Origin of the sequence: Ereboglobus luteus, from assembly GCF_003096195.1 — a bacterium.
Lineage (GTDB): Bacteria > Verrucomicrobiota > Verrucomicrobiia > Opitutales > Opitutaceae > Ereboglobus > Ereboglobus luteus.
Genome location: NZ_CP023004.1, coordinates 4,035,705 through 4,054,567, shown reverse-complemented (window position 1 = coordinate 4,054,567; position 18,863 = coordinate 4,035,705). Strand labels below are relative to the sequence as shown.

Here is an 18,863-nt window from a genome sequence, read left to right as displayed (position 1 = left end):
CTTGCGAAAATTAAATAAAAAAAGTTAACGCTTTTTGACCTGTTTACAATGTGGCGCGGCCGTTTTTCAAAAGCGTTTTGTGTAGGCGTGGCAGTAGGGTTGTTTGCCGTTGTTGTCGTAGTATTGCTGGTGATAATCCTCCGCCTTCCAGAATGTTGGCGCGGCCTCCAGTTTGGTCACGACGTTCAGGCCCTTGTTCCTCAGGAGGCGGATCAATTTTTCCGCGGTGTTTTTTTGCCCGTCGTTGAGATAAAAAATCGCGCCGCGGTATTGCTCGCCGATGTCGGGCCCCTGCCGGTCTGTTTGCGTGGGATCGTGGATCTCGAAGAAGAGGCGGGCGAGCGACTCGAAATCGGTTTGCAGCGGATCGTAAACAACCTCGACCGTTTCGATGTGACCGGTGCCGCCGGCACTCACTTGCCTGTAGGTTGGATTCTTGGTCATTCCGCCCATGTAGCCGACGGTTGTCGCGACCACGCCCTTTGCCCTTTCCAGATAATACTCAACGCCCCAAAAACACCCGGCGGCAAAATAGGCCTTCTCAACTTTCATTTTCGATGACGGCACAAAATTGAGCGAGATCGAGTTGACGCAGTAGCGCGTGTTTTTTTCCGTAAAACGCTCGCCGTGAAAAACGTGGCCGAGGTGGCCGCCGCAACGATTGCAGACGATTTCCGTGCGCCTGCCGTCGGCGTCGGGAGTTTTTTTCACGGCTCCGGGGATGTCGTTGTCGAAACTCGGCCAGCCGCATTCGGAGTCAAACTTGTCGGACGAGCGGAACAGGATCGCGTCGCAATGTTTGCAGGTGTAAACGCCCTTGTCGCCGAACTTGTAATATTTGCCGCTGAACGCCTGCTCCGTGCCCTTGTTGAGAATCACCCGCGCCTCCTCGGGGGTGAGCGGGTTGGTTTTGATTGGCGGCTGGGGTTGTTCGGCGTTGCTGGTCATAGCGAGGAGCAGGAAAATCCAAATATGGAGTCTGATTTTCATGGTTGGTCGGGCGTCATTGGAATCATAATGTCGGCATGTTTTGGTTTGGGCTCTGGAAAGTTGGCGGAGAGTGGCTCATCAAAAAAGAATAATCAAATTGCAACGGCCCGGCGCGCAACAATCGTTGTCAGCCTCGGCGTTTTGTTTACATCTTTTTAAAAAATATCACCCGCCATGCGCCGTCGACTCGACCAAATTCTTGCCAGCCTCGGTTACTGCTCGCGCAGCGAGGCGCGACTGTTTCTGAAAACGCACGCGGTGACGCTGCGCGATTCGGACGGGGTGTTGCGCGACACCTCTGCAAAAGTTGACCCGGCAAATGTGCTCGTTGATGGCGCGCCGCTGGATCATCCCGAGGGGATTCTTGTCGTGCTCAACAAGCCCACCGGCCTTGTGTGCTCGCACGATCCGCGCGAGGGCCCGAATGTCTATTCACTGTTGCCCCCGCGCTGGCGCGCGCGCAATCCGCAGGTGACGAGTGTCGGGCGGCTCGACAAGGACACCAGCGGCTTGATTCTGCTGACCGATCAAACCGCGCTCGTGCACCGGCTCACGTCGCCAAAGCACAAGGTGCCGAAAGTTTATCGCGCGACTGTCGCGAACCCGGTTCCGCCGGAGGCAGTCGGGTTGTTTGCATCGGGCTCGCTCGTGCTTGACGGCGAAAAGCAGCCATGCCTGCCCGCCCAGTTGCGTATCCTAAATCCGAATACGGCGGAGCTGACGCTCACCGAGGGGCGTTACCACCAGGTGCGCCGGATGCTGGCGAGCCAGGGCAGCGAGGTGCTCGCGCTGCATCGCGAAAAGTTCGGCCCGCTCGACTTGGACGGCATTGAGCCGGGCGCATTTCGCGAATTGCCAATCAATTTTTTCGACTGATTCTATTTCAGAAAATTTCTTCGAAACCATGTATGACTTTCCACTCACGGGCGCGCAGAGAAAAAAGCTTCGCGGCATCGGGCAGACGCTCGAGCCGGTGCTCAAGCTCGGCAAATCCGGAATCACCCGCGAATTTTTATTGGAGCTGCAGCGCGCGCTCAACGCGCACGAGCTGATCAAGGTGCGGCTGCTCGAAAAAGACCGCGACGTGCGCGCCGAACTATGCGAACAAATCGCCGACGAGGGTCGTTGTGTGTGCGTCGGCGCGGTGGGTGGCACGGCGCTGTTTTTCCGCCGGCAGGAGGCCAAGGCGAAACAGCGTGTTGAGATTTGATGTCGCGGGGCGCCGCAATCGGCGCCCTTGCAAAACGATCACGCGAACGACAAATATTCCTTGCCGAAATACGGTGCGAGCGCGGAGGGGATTTTCACGCGGCCGTCGGCCTGCAGGTTGTTTTCCAAGAGCGCCGAGAGCACGCGAGGGATCGCGAGGCCGGAGCCGTTGAGCGTGTGGACGAGCTCGGGCTTGCCGTCCTTGCCGCGGAAACGGATTTGCGCGCGACGCGCCTGGAACGACTCGAAATTTGAGCAGCTCGAAACTTCGAGCCAGCGTTTTTGCCCGCCCGACCAGACTTCGAGGTCGTATTTTTTCGACTGCGAAAATCCGAGGTCGCCGCCGCACATCAGGAGCACGCGATAGGGGAGCTCGAGTTTTTGCAATAGGCGCTCGGCGTCGTCGCGGAGCTTGTCGTGCTCCTCGTAGCTTTTTGACGGATGCACCCATTTGAGCAGCTCGACCTTGTCGAACTGGTGCAGGCGGTTGAGTCCGCGCACGTCCTTGCCATAGCTGCCGGCCTCGCGGCGGAAGCACGGCGTGTAGGCGCAGCGGCAGACCGGCAGCGCGGCCTCGTCGATGATTTCGTCGCGGAAGAAATTGGTGAGCGGAGTCTCGGCCGTGGGAATCGCGTAAAAACGGTCGGGGATCGTCTCATACATCATGCCCTCCTTGTCGGGGAGCTGGCCGACGGCGGTGGCGCTGGCCTCGTTGACGAAGATGGGCGGATTGACCTCCGTGTAGCCGGCCTTCGTGTCCTCATCGAGGAAGAACTGGAGCAGCGCGCGCACGATCTTCGCGCCGTCGCCGACGTAGAACGGAAAACCCGCGCCGGTCACTTTCGCGCCGCGATCAAAGTCGAAGAGCTTGTTGAAACCGTCGATTTCGTAGTGCGGTTTGGCGTGCTGCGAAACGAGCGCGGCGATGTCACCGTGCGTCGAAAAAACGACGTTCTGCTCCGGCGTCGCGCCCTCGGGCACGCTTTCGTGCGGGATGTTTGGCAGCGAGAGCATGGCGGCGCGGCACTTCTCCTCGGCGTCCTTAAGCGCGGCCTCCTTTTCCTTCACTTGCGCGGACACCGCCTTCATCTCGGCAACTTTCGCGATGAACTCGGGCGAGCCTTTCGGCAGTTTGACCATTTCGCCGTTCGCGGCCTTTTGCTTGGAGCGCAGCGCCTCGGTTTCCTGCAAGAGCGCGCGCCACGCGTTGTCGAGCGCGATGACGGCGTCGAGATCGACTTGAAGATGTTTTTTGGCAATCGCCGCGCGCACGGTGTCGGGCGATTCACGAAGCAGTTTTGGATCGAGCATGGATGGAAAAACGACAATGAAAGCGTGAAACCCATGCGCTGACACGCAAAATCTTAACTGTTGAGGGACGTAAAATGCGCCGCGCCGGATCGTCGCGGCTTCCCCGGGCAGCCGGGATAAGGTTGTTGTCTTTTGCCCGTGCATCGGAAAAATCACGGACACTCGTGTTTTCCATGCGTAATTTTTTACCACGTTTTTTTTCGGTCGCGCTCATGCTGTGCTGCGGCGCGTTTTTTGTGTCCTGTTCGCATTATCAACTTGGTTCCGGCGGCAAGCTGCCTTTTCGCACGATCTACATCGCGCCCGTCGAAAATGCCGCGAACATTCCCCAAGGCGCCGCGATTTTTTCCGCGCAACTGCGGGAAAGCTTTGTGCGTGATGGACGCCTCGCGGTCGTCAACTCGGCCGCCGCCGCCGATGTCACGCTCACAGTCACGCTCGAGCGCTACACGCGCAACATGACCACGTCGCGCGCCGACGATTCCGGGCTCGCCCGCAAGTTCGACCTCACGGTTCTCGCCGTATGCACGCTTCAGGGTGCAAATGACGGCAAGGTGTATTTTGAAAAACGCCCGGTTTCATCCACGAGGCAGATTTTTACCACGCCCACTTTTGACGCGCGCCAAAGCGACCAGCTGCAGGCCGAATACAACGCGATGCCGTTGCTGGCCTCCTCGCTGGCAAGCGGCGTGACGCACGCCGTGCTGGATGTCTGGTGAAAAACCGGAGCCCGTCTGCGGCGGCCATTAGGTGACTTGTGTCTTTGTCGCGCTTCCGCCGAACAGCTCCCGCATCGAGCTCCACGCCTTGAGGAGCCCCGCGTCCTTCACGCCGCCCGAAAGGTTGTAGGTTTTCACGACTTCCTCCTCGTGCCCGCGATAACGCGGCGGCAGCAAGAACAGGGTGTATTCGCCGTCGCGCACGCTTGAGAAAAACAGGCCCCTGCCCACAAACGGCTCCTTCAACTTCACCTCGACCGAGCGCTCCGGCATCACGAGCCACGGTTTGAACGCGAAACGCAGGCCGCCGGTTTCCGGTTCGTTGATCAAACGTCCGAATGTGCGCAGCGGCACTTTTTCCAAATGCGCGCCGCTGAAAACCTTGTTGGCCGAGGCGTTTACCTTGAAGCGGTATTTGCGGAATGTGAAATAATCCCAAGTGAACGCTGTTCCAAAAATCATCAACCGGAACGACCAGCCCGCCACAAAATACGAAATGATTATCACCGCCACCGACATGATCGCGGCTATCTTCGGATCCAGCGTGGCCGTGACCGTGATCAGCCCGAGCAGCGCGGTGCGCGCGCTCTTCAACGCCGCGTCGATCGCGCCCCACGGACTCAGCAAAATGAGCACGTTGATTGCATGCGACGCCATCCACACCACGGCAAAAACGGCTATGCCGAGCGGCACCGTGAGAATGTTCAATAGCCATGAAAAATCGATTGCGGCCAGGTTCATCATCGCCAGTCCCGTCGACTCCGTCGCGCCGGGGGCCGGTGCCGCGTATTCCGCGACCAATCCGCGCAGCGAATCCATTGTGAACGGCACCACCGCACCCGCGGCGACGAGGCCCGACGCCTTGTTTTCAACTGTCTCCAAAATATCGAGCGGTTTTTTCCATCCCGCCGGCAAAACCGCCCCCAGCGTGTCCTTGAACGCGCATGCCAGCGCGATCAGCAGCGCCGGAATAAAAAACGCGGGCTGCGCATACCAGGCAAGTTTCGCCCGGTCCTCATCCGACGCGCGCACGTATTTATACGCACCGTAAACTCCTGTGCCGAGCAGCGGGGAAATGGCGATTCCGGTGATCGTGGTGATGGTGGACGAGATCGTGCCCGCAGGCGATTTGTCCGCAGGCGGGGCCGTTGTGGTTGCGGCGGGCAGCACGGCCCCGAGCAACGGACCGACAAATAGACAGAACAAGGCTGCGAACAGGGCAAAAGGAGCGAGGCGTTTCATGAAAAGAAAACAGACAAATGCAATTTTGAGGCATTGAGAAGTCCGTAATGCGGTTTCGGGAAAACATGGTTTGGTGTCCGTCGTGTGCGTCCCTGAAATTTCAAAGGCAAAAGAAACTCGAAAAAAACCTTGCGCAAAGGAAGGCGACTCGTAGCGTTCGCGGTTCTTCCGGATTAGTCCCCATCGTCTAGCCCGGTTAGGACACCACCCTTTCACGGTGAGAACCGGGGTTCGAATCCCCGTGGGGACGCCAATTTCAAACCCTCGCATTTTTAATCAAATGCGAGGGTTTTTGCTTTTTTTGAAAACCCAACCCCATCCGCACCATTGGCTGCCTTATTCTTGTTTCGCATCCAATTATCATCCAAAATGATGTGTTTTATCGGCTAGGACGTATCGCATCAAATTTGACGCATAAAACGAACACTGTTTCATTGTTTTTTGGATGCTGTTGTCGCTACGCATCTTTGCCCGGCATCTGCGTGAATCTATAAATGCTTCTCAAAGCGCAGCATTTTGCGTTTGATTGGTCGCATGCCCGCCTTGTTGCGGCTGACAAACATCAATGACTTCGCACACTCAACATTCGCAGCAGCAACCGCGACGGGTTCCCGATTTGCAATCGCAGTTCAAGCCCGATGCGTGGCTGCCGACCTCGCGGAAGGAAATGGATTCTCGCGGATGGGATTGTGCGGATGTCATTTTGTTCAGCGGTGATGCCTATGTGGACCATCCTTCGTTTGGCGCGGCGGTGATCGGACGGGTGCTGGAGGCGCGCGGGTATCGCGTGGCGATCGTGCCGCAGCCAAACTGGCGCGACGATTTGCGCGACTTCAAAAAGCTGGGGCGGCCCCGTTTGTTTTTTGGAGTGTCGGGCGGTTGCATGGACAGCATGGTCAACCACTACACGGCGAACAAACGCCTGCGCAGCGACGATGCCTATACGGCGGACGGACGCGCGGGGCAGCGGCCCGATTACGCGGTCACTGTTTATTCGAAAATTCTAAAACAACTTTGGCCGGATGTGCCCGTGGTGCTCGGTGGAATCGAGGCGTCGCTGCGAAGGTTTGCGCATTATGATTATTGGGCGGATGCGCTGAAGCCGGGGGTGCTGATGGAAAGCGGCGCGGATTTGCTCGTGTATGGGCTGGGCGAGAAACCGATTGTGGAAATCGCGGAGCGGCTCGCGCGGGGCGAGCGGGCGGGGGAGTTGCGGGATGTCCGGCAGACGGCGCGGGTGGAGCGCGGAATGAATTGCGAGCAGGAGTCCAGCGCCACTGAGATCCGCGCACTCCATTCGTTTGCGGAATGCGTGGCGAACCGGCGCAAGTTCGCGGAGAATTTTCGTGTGATCGAGGAGGAGTCGAATCGCGTGCGCGCGGCAACGATTGTCGAACCGATGGGGGGCGGCGATGAGCGCGCGATCGTGGCGAATCCGCCCTGGCCGAGCCTGACAACGGCGGAGACGGACGCATCGTTCGACCTGCCTTACACTCGGCTGCCTCATCCGCGTTATCGCGGGAAACGCATCCCCGCTTACGAGATGATCAGGCATTCGATCACAATGCACCGCGGGTGTTTTGGCGGATGCAGTTTTTGCACGATTTCGGCGCATCAGGGGAAATTTATTTCGGAGCGCACGGAGGCGTCGATTTTGCGCGAGGTGGAAAATGTCGCGCGGATGCCCGATTTCGCGGGTAACATCAGCGATCTTGGCGGGCCGTCGGCAAACATGTATGGATTGCGCGGGAAGGACGAGTCGATTTGCGCGCAATGCCGTCGCGCGTCGTGCCTGCATCCGCGCGTGTGCCGCAATTTGAACACGGATTTGTCGCGCCTGACCGCGCTCTATCGCAAGGTGCTCGAGCATCCAAAGGTGAAGCGCGCGTTTGTGGGCAGCGGGATTCGCTACGATATTTTTCTCGATGAAAACGGATTCCGCTCGAAGGACGGCGGGGAGTATTTCGGGCAACTGGTGCGGCATCATGTGTCGGGACGCCTGAAAGTCGCGCCGGAGCACAGCGCGCCGCAGGTGCTCGGCCACATTCGAAAACCGTCGTTCAAGTTGTTCGAGGTTTTCAAGGCGGCGTTCGACGAGCTCAACGAGCGCGAGGGATTGCGCGAGCAATTGGTGCCGTATTTTATTTCGAGCCTGCCGTATTGCGAGGAGCGCGACATGCGCGCGCTGCAAGGCGATTTGAAGCGGCTGGGTTTTCGCCTGGAGCAGGTGCAGGATTTCACGCCGACGCCGATGACGCTCGACTCGGCGATTTATTACAGCGGTTTCGATCCTTACACCGGCACGCCCGCCTACGTGGCGCGCACGCCGGAGGAAAAATTGAAACAGCGGTCGTATTTTTTCGACGCCCGCAAACAGGGACCCGCGTGGAAAAGGCCGGGGGCGAAACGGAGATAGCGAAATTTTTTCGCAACCCCATCGAAGCCTTGTCCAACTGGCGGGACAGGCTGGTTGGTGAAAAAAGGGCGCACTTTCATCTGTTCTCGGCGGATGCGATTCATAATGCTGTCAGGCGACATGATGCGTTTTCACACAATTTTTTTCGATTTGGACGGCACGCTGCTGGATCATTTTGATGCGATCCACCGCGCGCATTGTCACACGCGGCGGCATTTTGGCTTGAGCGAGCCGTCGATGGACGAGGTGCACCGCGCGGTGGGCGCGGGTGTGGATGTTGCGGTGACGCGGATTTTTGCGGACGACAGGCCGGATTTGGTTTCGCAGGCGCTGCCGGTTTACAAGGAATTTTGGGACAAAAACATGCTCGACGGCGTGCGTTTGCTGCCGGGCGCGCGCGAATTGCTTGAGGCGTTGAATCGCGCCGGTGTTTGTTGCGCGGTGCTGACCAACAAGCACGGTCCTTCGTCGCGCAAGGTGTGCGAGCATCTGGGCGTGGCGCATTTGCTCGACGGGATTTTCGGCGCGGCGGACACTCCGTGGCTCAAGCCGCAAAACGAATTCGCCGCGCACGCGCTCAACACGCTCGGAAAGCCCGACGATGCCGCGCGCGTGGGCAAGGCGGGCGGCGTGCAAGGCGTGTGCCTGATCGGCGATTCGATCTATGACGCGCAGACGGGTGTGAACGGCGGCTTCCCGTGTTATTGCGTGACAACCGGCACGCACACGGCGGAGGCATTGCGCGAGGCGGGCGCGACCGAAGTGTGTGCGGATTTGCCCGAGCTGGCCAAAAAGGCGGGATTCTGAAATTCGGTCCTCAGGTTTCTGACTTTCCGACTTCCGCATTTTCAATCTTTCAGCCCTTCGGCCTTTCAGTCTTTCAGCCCTTTTCATAAACCCACTTGCCACGGGGATGCCGGGGTGGTTGCTTGGCTTTTTTACCAAGACTTTTTACGCATTTCCAACCAATGTCCGACAATACCGATTCCCAGCCGAAGCCTTTGCACAAGCGCTATAAACGCGAACTCATCATTGCGTTTTTTGCGTGCGCCTTGGTCGGTGGCGCATTGGCTGTCGGGTTCTGGCCGCAGGTAAAAGTGCTGATGCAGCAAACGGGCGCCCTCCTTGCTGATTTTGTGGAGACGATTGGCGCCGCCGGCAGCGGTTGGTTTTTTGCCGCGTATGGAATTGGCCCCGCGATTGGCATGCCCATATCGCTTTTTAACATTACCGCCGGCTTGGTGTTCGTTCCCAAGCTGGGCATTTTCTGGACAAGTCTTTTTGCCGCGCTGAGCCTGATGTGCGCCAATGCGATTTCCTACTGGCTGGCCCGGTATGCGATGCGCCCCGTGATTGAGCGGCTGGTCAAAAAACTCGGCTACAAACTGCCCGTGATTCCGAGTGACGAGCACATCACGGCGTGTTTGTTTCTCCGTGTTGTTCCGGGGCCGCCGTATGTCATACAATCCTACATTCTGGGGCTCGCGAAAGTGCGCTTTTTGCCCTACATGGTCGTCTCGTTTCTAGGCCAATACGGGTGGGCCTTTGCCATGATTTTTCTCGGGAAAAATTTCGACACCTTCAAGGAAAGCGGCTCCTTCAAGGGGATTTTTGTCGCCGTGGTTTTTATTGCCTTGCTGATCGTCGCCACCCGTATCGTGCGCAGGCGGATCACCAAAAAAGCGGCGATGAAAAGCGACAAGTCCGTTGATGCCGGGGAAGGCGGCAATCATGAGTGACGAGGGTGCCGGGGGCTTGTTCGGACGGCGCGGGGGCGAGGACGGCAATCCGTCTGCGGACGAAACCCAGCGCGCGTTTAGTGTGACGGAATTCACACGCCGCGTGAAGGACACGCTCGCGCAATCAATCCGCCCGTGCTGGGTGCGCGGGGAGATTTCCAATTTGCGCGCGCAGGCAAGCGGCCATGTGTATTTCGTCCTGAAAGACGCGGGGGCGCAGGTTGCCGCGGTGCTTTTTCGCGGTGACGCGGCACGCCAGTCGGTCGCGTTGCGCGATGGATTGCAGGTGCTCGTGTTCGGGCAGGTGAGCGTTTACGAGGCGCGCGGACAGTATCAGATTATCGTGCGCGCGGTGGTCGAGGACGGGGTGGGGCGGTTGCAGCGGGAGTTCGAGGCGCTCAAGCGGCGGCTCGCCGACGAGGGGCTTTTCGACAATGCGCGCAAGACTGCCATTCCGCCGATGCCGGCGACGATTGGTTTTGTGACTTCGCCAACGGGCGCGGCGGTGCAGGATTTCATCCGAATTCTCAAGAGGCGCGGCTGGCGCGGCTGGCTTGTCGTGCTGCCTGCGAAAGTGCAGGGCGAGGGCGCGGCGGAGGAAATGGCCGCGATGCTGCGCGCCGCCGAATCTCTGGGGATTTTTGACTTGCTCGTGATCGGCCGCGGCGGCGGAAGCCTGGAGGATTTGTGGGCGTTCAACGAGGAGGCGCTTGTTCGCGCGGTCGCGGCCTGCCGGGTGCCGGTCATTTCGGCGGTGGGGCACGAGATTGATTTTACGCTGTGCGATTTCGCGGCGGATTTGCGCGCGGAAACACCGAGCGGCGCGGCGGAACTGATTTCGAGCCAGTTTGTGCATTGCGTGGAGCGCATGACGCGAGCGGGAGAAACACTCGGAAAATTGTTGGGCGAACGCATCGAACGCGCGCGCGATCAACTCGACAGTCTTCGCGCGCACTTGCGGCTGCTTTCGCCGTCGGCCCGGATCGAGCAGGGACATTTGCGGCTTGATGACATGGCCGGACGGCTCGCGTCCGCGTTTCAGCACGCGACATTGTTGAAGCGGCAGCAACTCACCGCCGCGAGATCGACCTTTGCGGCGCGCTCGCCGGAAACGCGTGTGCAGATGGCATCGCAACAGTTGCTCGGTCTCTGGAAGCGCTTGCAGGCGGCGAGTCCCCGGTCGGTGTTGAATCGCGGTTTCGTGATCATGCGCGATGAGGCGGGACGGCCGCTTGCGCGCCGCGCGGAAGTGAATGCCGGCCAGCCGGTGGTCGCGGAGTTTGCCGACGGGAAGGTTCGCATGAGTGCGACAGAGCCGGAGCTTGGCCTGTAGGACGTGCGCGCCAGTCGCGTCGAGAGCGGTGAAGGTTGCTTCATCATCCGCCGGTATTTTCCTTCCCCTGTGAAAGACAATCTCGCAATCCGCCTGCCAAACGGTTGGAGTCTTCATTCTGTCACCCAAAAACACAAATCACAATATCATGGATTTAGAAACATACGCCCGTCCATTTCGCAACCTCCGCGCCTTCCTTTTGGCGCTCGTATTTGCCGGCGCCGGCATCGCGCTCAACGCCGATGTGAAGGTTCCCGCCATTTTCGGCGACAACATGGTGATCCAGCTTGGCCGTCCCGTTCCCGTTTGGGGCAGCGCCGCGCCCGGTGAAAAAGTCACCGTCACCTTTGCCGACCAGACCAAGTCCGCCGTGGCCGGCGCCGACGGCAAGTGGCGCGTGAACCTCGACCCGCTTCATGCCGACCCGAAACCCACGCCCCGCGAACTCACCATCGCCGGCAAAAACACCCTGCGTTTCAACAACGTGCTCGTCGGCGTCGTGTGGATTTGCTCCGGCCAGTCCAACATGGAATGGACGCTCCAGAAGTCGGAGAACGGCGCCGACGCCATCGCCGAATCCAGCCACCCCAACCTCCGCCTCTTCCACGTCAAGAAAACCTGGAGCGACACGCCTCGCGACGACATCCCCCTCGAAAACTCCTGGGCCTGGGCCGCCGCCGCGCCCGAAACCACGCCGAAGTTTTCCGCCGTCGGCTACTACTTCGGACGCGCCCTCCTGAACGCCTTCAAGAACAACATCCCCGTCGGTCTCATCAACACCAGTTGGGGCGGCACGCGCATCGAGCCGTGGACCAGCCCCGCCGGTTTCGCCGCCGTCCCCGCGCTCGCCGAAATAAACACCCGCGTGCAATCGGTCCAGCCCGGCACCGAGGCCAACAAAACCCTCACCGCGAAGGCCATCGCCGCGCAGGAATCCTGGCTCGCCACCGCGCGCGCCGCCACCGCCGCCGGCAAAGTCATCGCGCCGCCGCCCGAGTTTCCCAAGGCGCTTCGCCCCTTGAGCACCGACATGGCCAGCCGCCATCAAAACCCCACCGTCCTCTACAACGCCATGATCGCTCCCTTTGTCCCCTTCGCCGTCCAGGGCGCCATCTGGTATCAGGGCGAGGCCAACCGCGCCGACGGCGCCCTCTATTACGACAAACTCAATGCCCTCATCGCATCCTGGCGCGCGGAGTTTGAAAACCCCGCGATGCCCCTGCACATTGTCCAGCTCGCCCCCTACAAATACAACGACACCGTCACCCTGCCCAAAATCTGGGCCGCCCAAGAGCGCTTCGCCCGCGACGACAAACACTCCGGCATCGCCATCATCAACGACATTGGCAACATTCAGGACATCCACCCGAGAAACAAACTCACCGTCGGCGCGCGCCTCGCCCTCCTCGCCCTCAACAAAACCTACGGCATCACCCAAGTGAAATGCGACTCGCCGGCGCCGTCGGAAATCCGCTTCGAGCGCGACTCCGCCGTCATCACCTTTGGCAACACCGCCAAGCTCGCCACACGCGACAACGCCGCGCCCGACTGGTTTGAAATCGCCGACGCCTCCGGCTGGCACAAGGCCGGCGCCACGATCAAGGACAACACCGTCACCGTTCGCGCCGAGGGCGTCACGCAGCCCGCCGCCGTCCGCTACGCTTGGTCCGGCACCGCCGAGCCCAACCTCCGCGACGCAGCCACCGGCCTTCAAGTCGGCGCATTCACACATGGCGAAATCCCCCTGCCCGCCGAAATCGCAAAACTCGGCGACGACGCCAAGGGCTTCCAAGTTCTCTACGACCTCAACCCTCTCGCCTCCAAGGGCCACGAAGTCACCTACAATGTCAACAACGCCGCCAAGTTTGCCGGCAAAAAAATCAAGCGCGTCGCCTACTTCCTTTCCCTCACCGACCATAACGACAGGGACACTCACGCCGTCGTCTCGTTCGACGCCTTTGCGCAGGATGCGAAAAAACTAGGCGTCCCCACCAAAAACTCGGGCGCGCGCTTCCAGCAAAACGTCACCAACCTCGTCGTGCGCTCCAACGTCCGCGGTGTGAAAAACGGCAGCTTCGCGCGGGGCAACATCGAGTTCTGGGACTGCAACTACTCCGGCGCCAACGCCACCAAGGTCCCCGGCGCCAGCGACCAGCTTTATGATTTCGGCGACGGCATGAGCACCGGACGCTCGCCCGGCTACGGCTCCATGCAAATCCACAACACCGCCGAAAAACAAACCATCATCGCCTACAACCACTGGAGCGAAGGCAAGAACTGCGACATCGGCATCGGCAACCAGACCGGTGCAAACAAAAACCCCGACTGGACCTTCTCCAAGTCCGGCAGCAGCCTCCAGTCCGCCCGCCTCCTGGTGCTCGTGAAAACCGAGTGAGCGCCTTTTGGATTGCAGGCAATTCCGGACAACGCACTCCCGCTCGGTCCCGGTAAACCACTCATCCACGACCCGCTTTAAAACAGCGGGTTGTTTTTTTTGCGCAAAGTTACCGTCCCCGCGCGGGACCGGTTGAACCGCGCACGATGAGCAATGGGTCGATCATTTTTACGACGGGTTTTGTGCGCAGTGGTTTTCCCATCTGGTCGATAACAAAATCAACCGCGACCTGGATCGTCTTGTCCACACGCTGGTCGACGCTCGTGATATTGGGCACGACCATCGAGCAAATGTCCTGGTTGTTGAAACCGCTCACCGAAAAATCCTCGGGCACTCGGAGGCCCATGTCCCTCACCCCGTGGATCGCGCCGGCGGCCAGGACGTCGTTGAGCGCGATAAACGCGGTCGGCGGCTTGCCGCGCTCGATGAACGTGCGCACGAGCGCGCGCCCGAATTCAAAATCGCTCGTGCGGACAATCTGGTCGTCGATGTTTTCCGTGCATTTGTCGAAGTCGAGCCCGCGCTCCTCGAGTGCCTCGCGGATGCCTCGGGTGCGCTCGTGCGTGCTGCGGAAACTTTCCGAGTAGCCGAGCAGTCCGAACCGCCGGTGCCCGAGATCGAGCAGGTGCTCCGTGATGGCCACCATGCCGCGCGCGCGGTCAAGTGTCACCGTGTTGGCGCCCTTGATGCCGAAATGGTCGATTATCAGGCTCGGTGTGCCATTGTTCACGAGCCCCTGAAGCTGGCGCTCGATTTTCCCCTCGTCGAAATAGCCGAGAAACACCATCGCCTCCACACGCAGCGAAAGAAAGTTGCGAACCGCTCCCTCGTAGCTGTCGCCATCGACCACTTCGATGAATGTGGTGATGCCCCTGTCGCGGAGCTTGGCCTGCAAGGTTGCGAGTTTGTTCACGAGAATTGGGAACGAAAGATTTTGCACGCACACGCCGACGGTTTGCGTGCGCTTGCCCTTCAGATGCAGCGCGTAGGCGTTGGGAACAAAGCCGGTTTCCTCAATCGCCCGGTTCACGCGGTCAATCGTCTTTTTTTTGAGACCGGGCTGTCCGTTAAGCACGCGTGAAACAGTGGTGCGAGCAAGCCCGACATGACGGGCAAATTCGGTCGTGGAACGAATGGGGCGGGTGACGGTTTTGGGTTCGGTATGTTTGCTTTTCACGGTAACAAAAAGGTTTGTCGTATGATCAATGACACATCCCGCATGTCAAACTCGGTCATCTTCATTTTAAAAAAAGACAATCGTCCGCTTTTCTAATTCGGCGGAGTTATCCTCAAGCCTGACCGGACGATGCAACAGCACTGTTGTTTTCCAACGGTTAAACTGGCGGAGAGGGAGGGATTCGAACCCGCCTATCTGCGATTCCTAAATCTTTGGGTCTTTTGGACTTAGTTGATTGTTAATGGTTTATGACGATTAAAGAGAAGCAATGAAGTGCAACGAAAGCAAGCGAAAAGCACTCTGTTTGACAAATCCCTGTCAAATCTTGGGCAAATTCACCATGTGAGTATCCATTATTTGAATACGATTTGGGCCATTGGACGGGTGATCACGGGGTGATAACCTTCAGGTTTGCGACGCGCTTGAACTCGCCGGCGTTGCATGTCGCCACGCGCATGTTGTGGGTGAGCGCGGTGGCGGCGATCAGCATGTCATGCGCGCCGATGCGCTCGCCGGCGGCTTCGAGCTTCGCCCACAACTTTGCATGAACGCGCGCGCAGCCTTCGTCAAAGTCGATGATGGTCACGGTAGCCCGAAATGATTCCAGCCATGCGGCGCGAGCCTTGCCGCGTGCCGTCGTGTCGGCTCGTTCGACACCGTGGAGCAGTTCGGAAAGGGTGATTGCCGCAATGGCAATCGGGCAGGGTTGTTGGCGACCCAGCAAACCGTTCAGGTCGAGTTTGCCCTTTTCGGCGGCGATGACGACCGATGTGTCCAATATGATGCCGTTCATCGGTTCACTCCCATTTGGAGACTGGCGGTTGGTTGGCGTGTTTGCGCGCCGTCTCGATGTCGCGTTCAAACGCCGCCAGCTCCTCGGGCGCGAGGCGCGGTCGATCTGGATCATTCGCCCATGCCAGAAAATCCGCAGTCGTGCGGACGGGTTTGACCGGCACGATCCGGGCTATGGGTTTGTCGCCCTTAGTCAGGGTTGTGACTTCCCCGGCGTAGCGAACTCGTCCGATGACATCGGAAAAATTGCGCACGGCCTCTGTGACAGTTAGCGTTCTCATGATGCGTAAAATACATAAAATCGCATTTTCGTGTCAAACTTATCCAAAAAAAACAGCAGGCAAAGGGACGGATCGACAAACGCGCGATTGATTTTCCAAGTGGCGTCCTCCCCCATCTTTTATGGAAGACAAAAGCCCCCATTGCTGCGAGAAAGCACGATGCGCAAGGAGGAGCGCAGCCAAGCGAGTCGCAGGCGAGAACTCCTTGCTCGTCGTGATATACTCGCTAGCCGGGGCGTGTGTTTTTCACGTGACTGCGATTATCGGTTGTGATTCGCCCTGAAGCACGCTGTGTCTGGAATTAAACCACATGCGAAAGTTTCAACTGCGGGGCATTTGTTTATCGAGGTAGTGCATTTTTGTCCATAGATAAAACATGCGATTTAATGTGCATTTTAATTTGAAAATTCTTGCCTGAAAAACACACTTTAACACACTAAAAAATAATGCCATTCAAATCAAATAACAACGCTTACATTCCCACGCACCAATTGCCTCACCATTTAGCGCATAAGCCTATTTATGCGATGCCGTATGAAAAATTTGACGGCATGTATATTAATTCAACTGATGCCTCATATTTATCAGTTGGATTGGCACAGTATGACAACAATGATGTGTCAGCAAAAGTCATGCGACACACTGGCCAGTGGAGTCGGCAAGCCGAGGAGTTGCCGATACATCGGCCGATAGATTTATCCATATTTATAGCCAAAGCATTGTTCGATTCCTCAAATCAAACATTGAAAATTAAGGGCGATACATTTTCGCAACAGGATGATGCCATAACAGTTCAAATGGAATCCATCTCTTCGGCAGAAGCGCAAATTTTCAATAATTGGCTTTCTACTCATAGTGGACTCTTGAAAGAGCGGCTGAACTCTCTTTGCGATACGCTGAATGACTTGCGCAGAAGAGGAAAGATTTAAATGGAGCAATGATAAATTAGGAAAATAGCCTTACCGTTTTAGTAATCAGTTGTCATCTTTTGAGTCGCCAATAACGTCAATCATGGCGCGCTTGCGAACCACGGTGGACGTGAGGCATTCCTCATACGACGGCACTTTCGTTGCTGAAGTGCTGTTTGCGGTCATCGCCAAGGTAAAGGTCGATTTCACCAAAGACGTGGCTGGCATGAGTGAGTTGCCTCATCGCGCATTCGGCGGATTCGTCGCTGGGGCGCTCGTCCCCGAATCCACCGCTGCCGTAGCTCGACCTTGAGAGCCAAAAGTTATATCCGTTTCGCGCGTCATCAAGGTGAGTCAGGTCAGTTTCATTTTCGCGAATGAAGCGGGAGCACTCTGCCCATGCACTCAAGAGAGATTCGGTGGCAATATTTGTTATGCAGAAATCCTTGTCGAGCGGTTCGCCCTCGTCGTCAGTCGATGTCCAAAGCGAAGCTTCGAGGTAGCCTCTCAAAAGGCGGAAAATCGCGGTTTCACCGAGGTTGATATTTTGGAGCAACTCGATGCGCAGTGCCGTGCGTTTGCGGCCTTTGGGCAGGTTGAGCAGTTCCATGACGAACGTCGTTTCGCATGTAATCATGATGTTTTGCGGAATCGCGCGAAGTCCGTTTTCCGGTGACGTGCCGAAGTTGTCATCGGCTCCGCCCGATTCACGCGGTTCCCCGGTCACATCAAGTCAAAATCGCGGCGGCGCGGGTATGCCGTCGCGACGTGGTGGAGATACCATGAGGCCGACAAGCAGGGGAACCCCCGCTAACCCGTCGGCCTCGTATGAATACTATAACTAACCACACCAAACTAATCGAACGAATCATCAACGCCAAGCCGCAAACAGTGCGACTGGGGATAGACCAGCACGCGAGGGACGTGGTGGTGGCGATCAAACTGGACGCATCGGTGCCGCTGCGTTCGCAAAAAATGCAAAGCGAGCAGTTGCTGCACCTGGCAAAATCACTTCTCAAGGCGGCGATCAAAATGAGCAGTGTGTATGAAGCCGGGCCATGCGGCTACGTGCTGCACCGCCAGCTTCAGAAGGCGGGAGTAAAAAGCCTTGTCATCGCGCCGCAACTGCTCGGCAGGGGCAAGAGCCGCAAGACCGACAAAATCGCCGCGCAGGCGCTGGTGGCGCTGCTCGACAGCTACGAGCGCGGGAACACGAAAGCCTTCAGCGTGGTGCACGTGCCCACCGAAAAGCAGGAGCGGGAACGCACCCAGACGCGCGAACGTGAGATGTATCGCAAGGAACGCCTCTCATGGGAACACCGCGGACGCAGCCTGATGTTGCGCCACGGCCACCACATCACCGGCAAATGGTGGCAGAAAAAACGCTGGGAAACACTCAAGGAAACGCTTCCGGCCTGGATGCACGGCTCGCTTGAAAGCATGCGAGAAGTGATCGAGAAACTCGACACGCTTGAAAAACGCGAACGCGAAAAAATAGAACAAACCGCGCCTGCAAGTCTTCCGAAGGCATTGGGGGCGCTCACTTGGGTGGTGCTTTCCCGGGAAGCGCACGGATGGAAACACTTTAACAACCGCCGCCAGGTTAGTTCCTACACCGGCTTGTGCCCCGGCGTTTGCCAGTCGGGAACCAGTTTGAAGGAAGGCAGCATCGACCGGCACGGCAACTGCCGTATCCGTGCACTGCTTGTTGAGGCAATTTGGAGACTCTCCCGCTGGCAGCCAAACTACCCGCCCGTGCAAAAACTCGCCGAGGGCATCATTCGTGGATCGGCGAGAAAAAAACTGGCGGTGGCCGCCGCCCGCCGGCTCACAGTGGACATTTGGCGGCTGAGCACCTCAAGAACCACCCCCGAAAAACTCGGCCTCGTCATGACTTGATGGCGCGATGTCCCGCGCCTGTCCCCCTGTTCTTTAACATTTTGCCCGCCGCCACACACGGCAGATTTTCGCAAGTGAAGCGCGCACGTGCCTGCGCTTGGGAATCCCCCGATCTTTGGAGATAGTGCCTCTCGCTTGCGTCCCCATTTGGCCCAACGCCTCGAACAAAGTAGGTTGCGCTAGCACTCGCCACGCGCGGATAGCAGCTTGACCGGTTGGACCATTCCCACCGGTTTCGGACGCAAGGCACTTTGCAAAAATCATGCCGCAAACAAGCGGGGCGCTCGCCGCCCCCGCACCCCCGGCGGGGCAACAAAACCAAAGAAAGCAAAACAACCGCCTCAATACTCAAACTATACCATATTTTCCAAAAAAACTTATTTCCCTCTTGACCAACTGGCCTTCATAGCAGCGCAGGCGAGAAACGAACCGAGAAGACCTTGACGATGTGA

18 protein-coding genes and 1 tRNA gene are annotated in these 18,863 nt (G+C 58.1%); 11 read left to right on the top strand and 8 right to left on the bottom strand.

What is annotated here, in order from left to right:
• Positions 1–66 precede the first annotated feature (66 nt).
• The gene (locus tag CKA38_RS14740; protein WP_108826250.1) at positions 67–990 is read right to left on the bottom strand and encodes a bifunctional methionine sulfoxide reductase B/A protein; all 924 of its coding nucleotides are present in this window, start codon (positions 988–990) and stop codon (positions 67–69) included.
• A gap of 174 nt (positions 991–1,164) precedes the next feature.
• Here CKA38_RS14740 and CKA38_RS14735 point away from each other — a divergent pair, with 174 nt between their 5' ends.
• Both CKA38_RS14735 and CKA38_RS14730 read left to right on the top strand, forming a co-directional pair.
• Positions 1,165–1,866, top strand: a complete 702-nt coding sequence (locus CKA38_RS14735) for a pseudouridine synthase (protein WP_108826249.1) — start codon at positions 1,165–1,167, stop codon at positions 1,864–1,866.
• 28 nt (positions 1,867–1,894) lie between these two features.
• Positions 1,895–2,200, top strand: coding sequence for a YhbY family RNA-binding protein (locus CKA38_RS14730; protein WP_108826248.1), 306 nt, complete (start codon positions 1,895–1,897; stop codon positions 2,198–2,200).
• 38 nt (positions 2,201–2,238) lie between these two features.
• Here CKA38_RS14730 and serS read toward each other — a convergent pair whose 3' ends face one another.
• Together serS and CKA38_RS15825 are read right to left on the bottom strand one after the other, a co-directional pair.
• A complete protein-coding gene (gene serS, locus CKA38_RS14725) occupies positions 2,239–3,510 on the bottom strand; it encodes a serine--tRNA ligase (RefSeq protein WP_108826247.1) in 1,272 nt (423 codons plus the stop codon).
• Entirely contained in the window at positions 3,485–3,724 is a 240-nt protein-coding gene (locus tag CKA38_RS15825; RefSeq protein WP_161554947.1) for a hypothetical protein, read from the bottom strand. The genes serS and CKA38_RS15825 overlap by 26 nt, the downstream gene beginning before the upstream one ends.
• A 22-nt stretch (positions 3,725–3,746) precedes the next feature.
• On the opposite strand from CKA38_RS15825, the gene lptE reads away from it, so the two are divergent.
• A complete protein-coding gene (gene lptE, locus CKA38_RS14720; RefSeq protein ID WP_161554946.1) occupies positions 3,747–4,229 on the top strand; it encodes an LPS assembly lipoprotein LptE in 483 nt (160 codons plus the stop codon).
• 27 nt (positions 4,230–4,256) lie between these two features.
• On the opposite strand, the gene CKA38_RS14715 is transcribed toward lptE, so the two are convergent.
• Positions 4,257–5,471, bottom strand: coding sequence for a hypothetical protein (locus CKA38_RS14715; RefSeq protein WP_108826245.1), 1,215 nt, complete (start codon positions 5,469–5,471; stop codon positions 4,257–4,259).
• Positions 5,472–5,647: 176 nt separating this feature from the next.
• On the opposite strand from CKA38_RS14715, the gene CKA38_RS14710 reads away from it, so the two are divergent.
• From CKA38_RS14710 to CKA38_RS14685, 6 genes are all read left to right on the top strand, one after another.
• A tRNA-Glu gene (locus tag CKA38_RS14710) sits at positions 5,648–5,724 on the top strand.
• A 312-nt stretch (positions 5,725–6,036) separates the two neighbouring features.
• Positions 6,037–7,887 (top strand): YgiQ family radical SAM protein, encoded by a 1,851-nt coding sequence (locus CKA38_RS14705; RefSeq protein WP_108826244.1) that lies wholly within the window; start codon positions 6,037–6,039, stop codon positions 7,885–7,887.
• Positions 7,888–8,007: 120 nt separating this feature from the next.
• A complete protein-coding gene (locus CKA38_RS14700; protein ID WP_236919060.1) occupies positions 8,008–8,694 on the top strand; it encodes an HAD family hydrolase in 687 nt (228 codons plus the stop codon).
• A 161-nt stretch (positions 8,695–8,855) separates the two neighbouring features.
• Positions 8,856–9,626, top strand: coding sequence for a TVP38/TMEM64 family protein (locus tag CKA38_RS14695; protein WP_108826243.1), 771 nt, complete (start codon positions 8,856–8,858; stop codon positions 9,624–9,626).
• Positions 9,619–10,959 carry an exodeoxyribonuclease VII large subunit gene (xseA, locus tag CKA38_RS14690; RefSeq protein ID WP_108826242.1) on the top strand — a complete coding sequence of 447 codons (1,341 nt, stop codon included), beginning with the start codon at positions 9,619–9,621 and terminating at the stop codon, positions 10,957–10,959. The genes CKA38_RS14695 and xseA overlap by 8 nt, the downstream gene beginning before the upstream one ends.
• 148 nt (positions 10,960–11,107) lie before the next feature.
• Positions 11,108–13,354: a sialate O-acetylesterase gene (locus tag CKA38_RS14685; RefSeq protein WP_108826241.1), complete on the top strand. Its 2,247-nt coding sequence runs from the start codon at positions 11,108–11,110 to the stop codon at positions 13,352–13,354.
• A gap of 109 nt (positions 13,355–13,463) precedes the next feature.
• Here the strand turns inward: CKA38_RS14685 and CKA38_RS14680 are convergent, their stop codons facing one another.
• From CKA38_RS14680 to CKA38_RS14670, 3 genes are all read right to left on the bottom strand, one after another.
• Positions 13,464–14,531 (bottom strand): LacI family DNA-binding transcriptional regulator, encoded by a 1,068-nt coding sequence (locus CKA38_RS14680; RefSeq protein WP_108826240.1) that lies wholly within the window; start codon positions 14,529–14,531, stop codon positions 13,464–13,466.
• 388 nt (positions 14,532–14,919) lie between these two features.
• Entirely contained in the window at positions 14,920–15,324 is a 405-nt protein-coding gene (locus CKA38_RS14675) for a PIN domain-containing protein (protein WP_161554945.1), read from the bottom strand.
• Positions 15,325–15,328: 4 nt separating this feature from the next.
• Positions 15,329–15,604, bottom strand: coding sequence for a type II toxin-antitoxin system Phd/YefM family antitoxin (locus tag CKA38_RS14670; RefSeq protein WP_108826238.1), 276 nt, complete (start codon positions 15,602–15,604; stop codon positions 15,329–15,331).
• A 446-nt stretch (positions 15,605–16,050) separates the two neighbouring features.
• Here CKA38_RS14670 and CKA38_RS15580 point away from each other — a divergent pair, with 446 nt between their 5' ends.
• A complete protein-coding gene (locus CKA38_RS15580; protein ID WP_152032895.1) occupies positions 16,051–16,533 on the top strand; it encodes a DUF6530 family protein in 483 nt (160 codons plus the stop codon).
• Between the two features lie 121 nt (positions 16,534–16,654).
• Here CKA38_RS15580 and CKA38_RS14665 read toward each other — a convergent pair whose 3' ends face one another.
• Complete coding sequence (locus CKA38_RS14665; protein ID WP_152032894.1) at positions 16,655–17,149, bottom strand: hypothetical protein; 495 nt, start codon at positions 17,147–17,149, stop codon at positions 16,655–16,657.
• Positions 17,150–17,340: 191 nt separating this feature from the next.
• On the opposite strand from CKA38_RS14665, the gene CKA38_RS14660 reads away from it, so the two are divergent.
• Positions 17,341–18,411 (top strand): transposase, encoded by a 1,071-nt coding sequence (locus CKA38_RS14660; RefSeq protein WP_108826236.1) that lies wholly within the window; start codon positions 17,341–17,343, stop codon positions 18,409–18,411.
• The last annotated feature ends 452 nt before the right edge of the window (positions 18,412–18,863 follow it).

Bases quoted from the DNA above. Each gene is read 5' to 3' on its own strand.
- CKA38_RS14740 (WP_108826250.1), bottom strand. From the start codon at position 990: ATGAAAATCAGACTCCATATTTGGATTTTCCTGCTCCTCGCTATGACC.
- CKA38_RS14735 (WP_108826249.1), top strand. From the start codon at position 1,165: ATGCGCCGTCGACTCGACCAAATTCTTGCCAGCCTCGGTTACTGCTCG.
- CKA38_RS14730 (WP_108826248.1), top strand. From the start codon at position 1,895: ATGTATGACTTTCCACTCACGGGCGCGCAGAGAAAAAAGCTTCGCGGC.
- serS (WP_108826247.1), bottom strand. From the start codon at position 3,510: ATGCTCGATCCAAAACTGCTTCGTGAATCGCCCGACACCGTGCGCGCG.
- CKA38_RS15825 (WP_161554947.1), bottom strand. From the start codon at position 3,724: ATGAGCGCGACCGAAAAAAAACGTGGTAAAAAATTACGCATGGAAAAC.
- CKA38_RS14715 (WP_108826245.1), bottom strand. From the start codon at position 5,471: ATGAAACGCCTCGCTCCTTTTGCCCTGTTCGCAGCCTTGTTCTGTCTA.
- CKA38_RS14705 (WP_108826244.1), top strand. From the start codon at position 6,037: ATGACTTCGCACACTCAACATTCGCAGCAGCAACCGCGACGGGTTCCC.
- CKA38_RS14700 (WP_236919060.1), top strand. From the start codon at position 8,008: ATGATGCGTTTTCACACAATTTTTTTCGATTTGGACGGCACGCTGCTG.
- CKA38_RS14695 (WP_108826243.1), top strand. From the start codon at position 8,856: ATGTCCGACAATACCGATTCCCAGCCGAAGCCTTTGCACAAGCGCTAT.
- xseA (WP_108826242.1), top strand. From the start codon at position 9,619: ATGAGTGACGAGGGTGCCGGGGGCTTGTTCGGACGGCGCGGGGGCGAG.
- CKA38_RS14685 (WP_108826241.1), top strand. From the start codon at position 11,108: ATGGATTTAGAAACATACGCCCGTCCATTTCGCAACCTCCGCGCCTTC.
- CKA38_RS14675 (WP_161554945.1), bottom strand. From the start codon at position 15,324: ATGAACGGCATCATATTGGACACATCGGTCGTCATCGCCGCCGAAAAG.
- CKA38_RS14670 (WP_108826238.1), bottom strand. From the start codon at position 15,604: ATGAGAACGCTAACTGTCACAGAGGCCGTGCGCAATTTTTCCGATGTC.
- CKA38_RS15580 (WP_152032895.1), top strand. From the start codon at position 16,051: ATGCCATTCAAATCAAATAACAACGCTTACATTCCCACGCACCAATTG.
- CKA38_RS14665 (WP_152032894.1), bottom strand. From the start codon at position 17,149: ATGATTACATGCGAAACGACGTTCGTCATGGAACTGCTCAACCTGCCC.
- CKA38_RS14660 (WP_108826236.1), top strand. From the start codon at position 17,341: ATGAATACTATAACTAACCACACCAAACTAATCGAACGAATCATCAAC.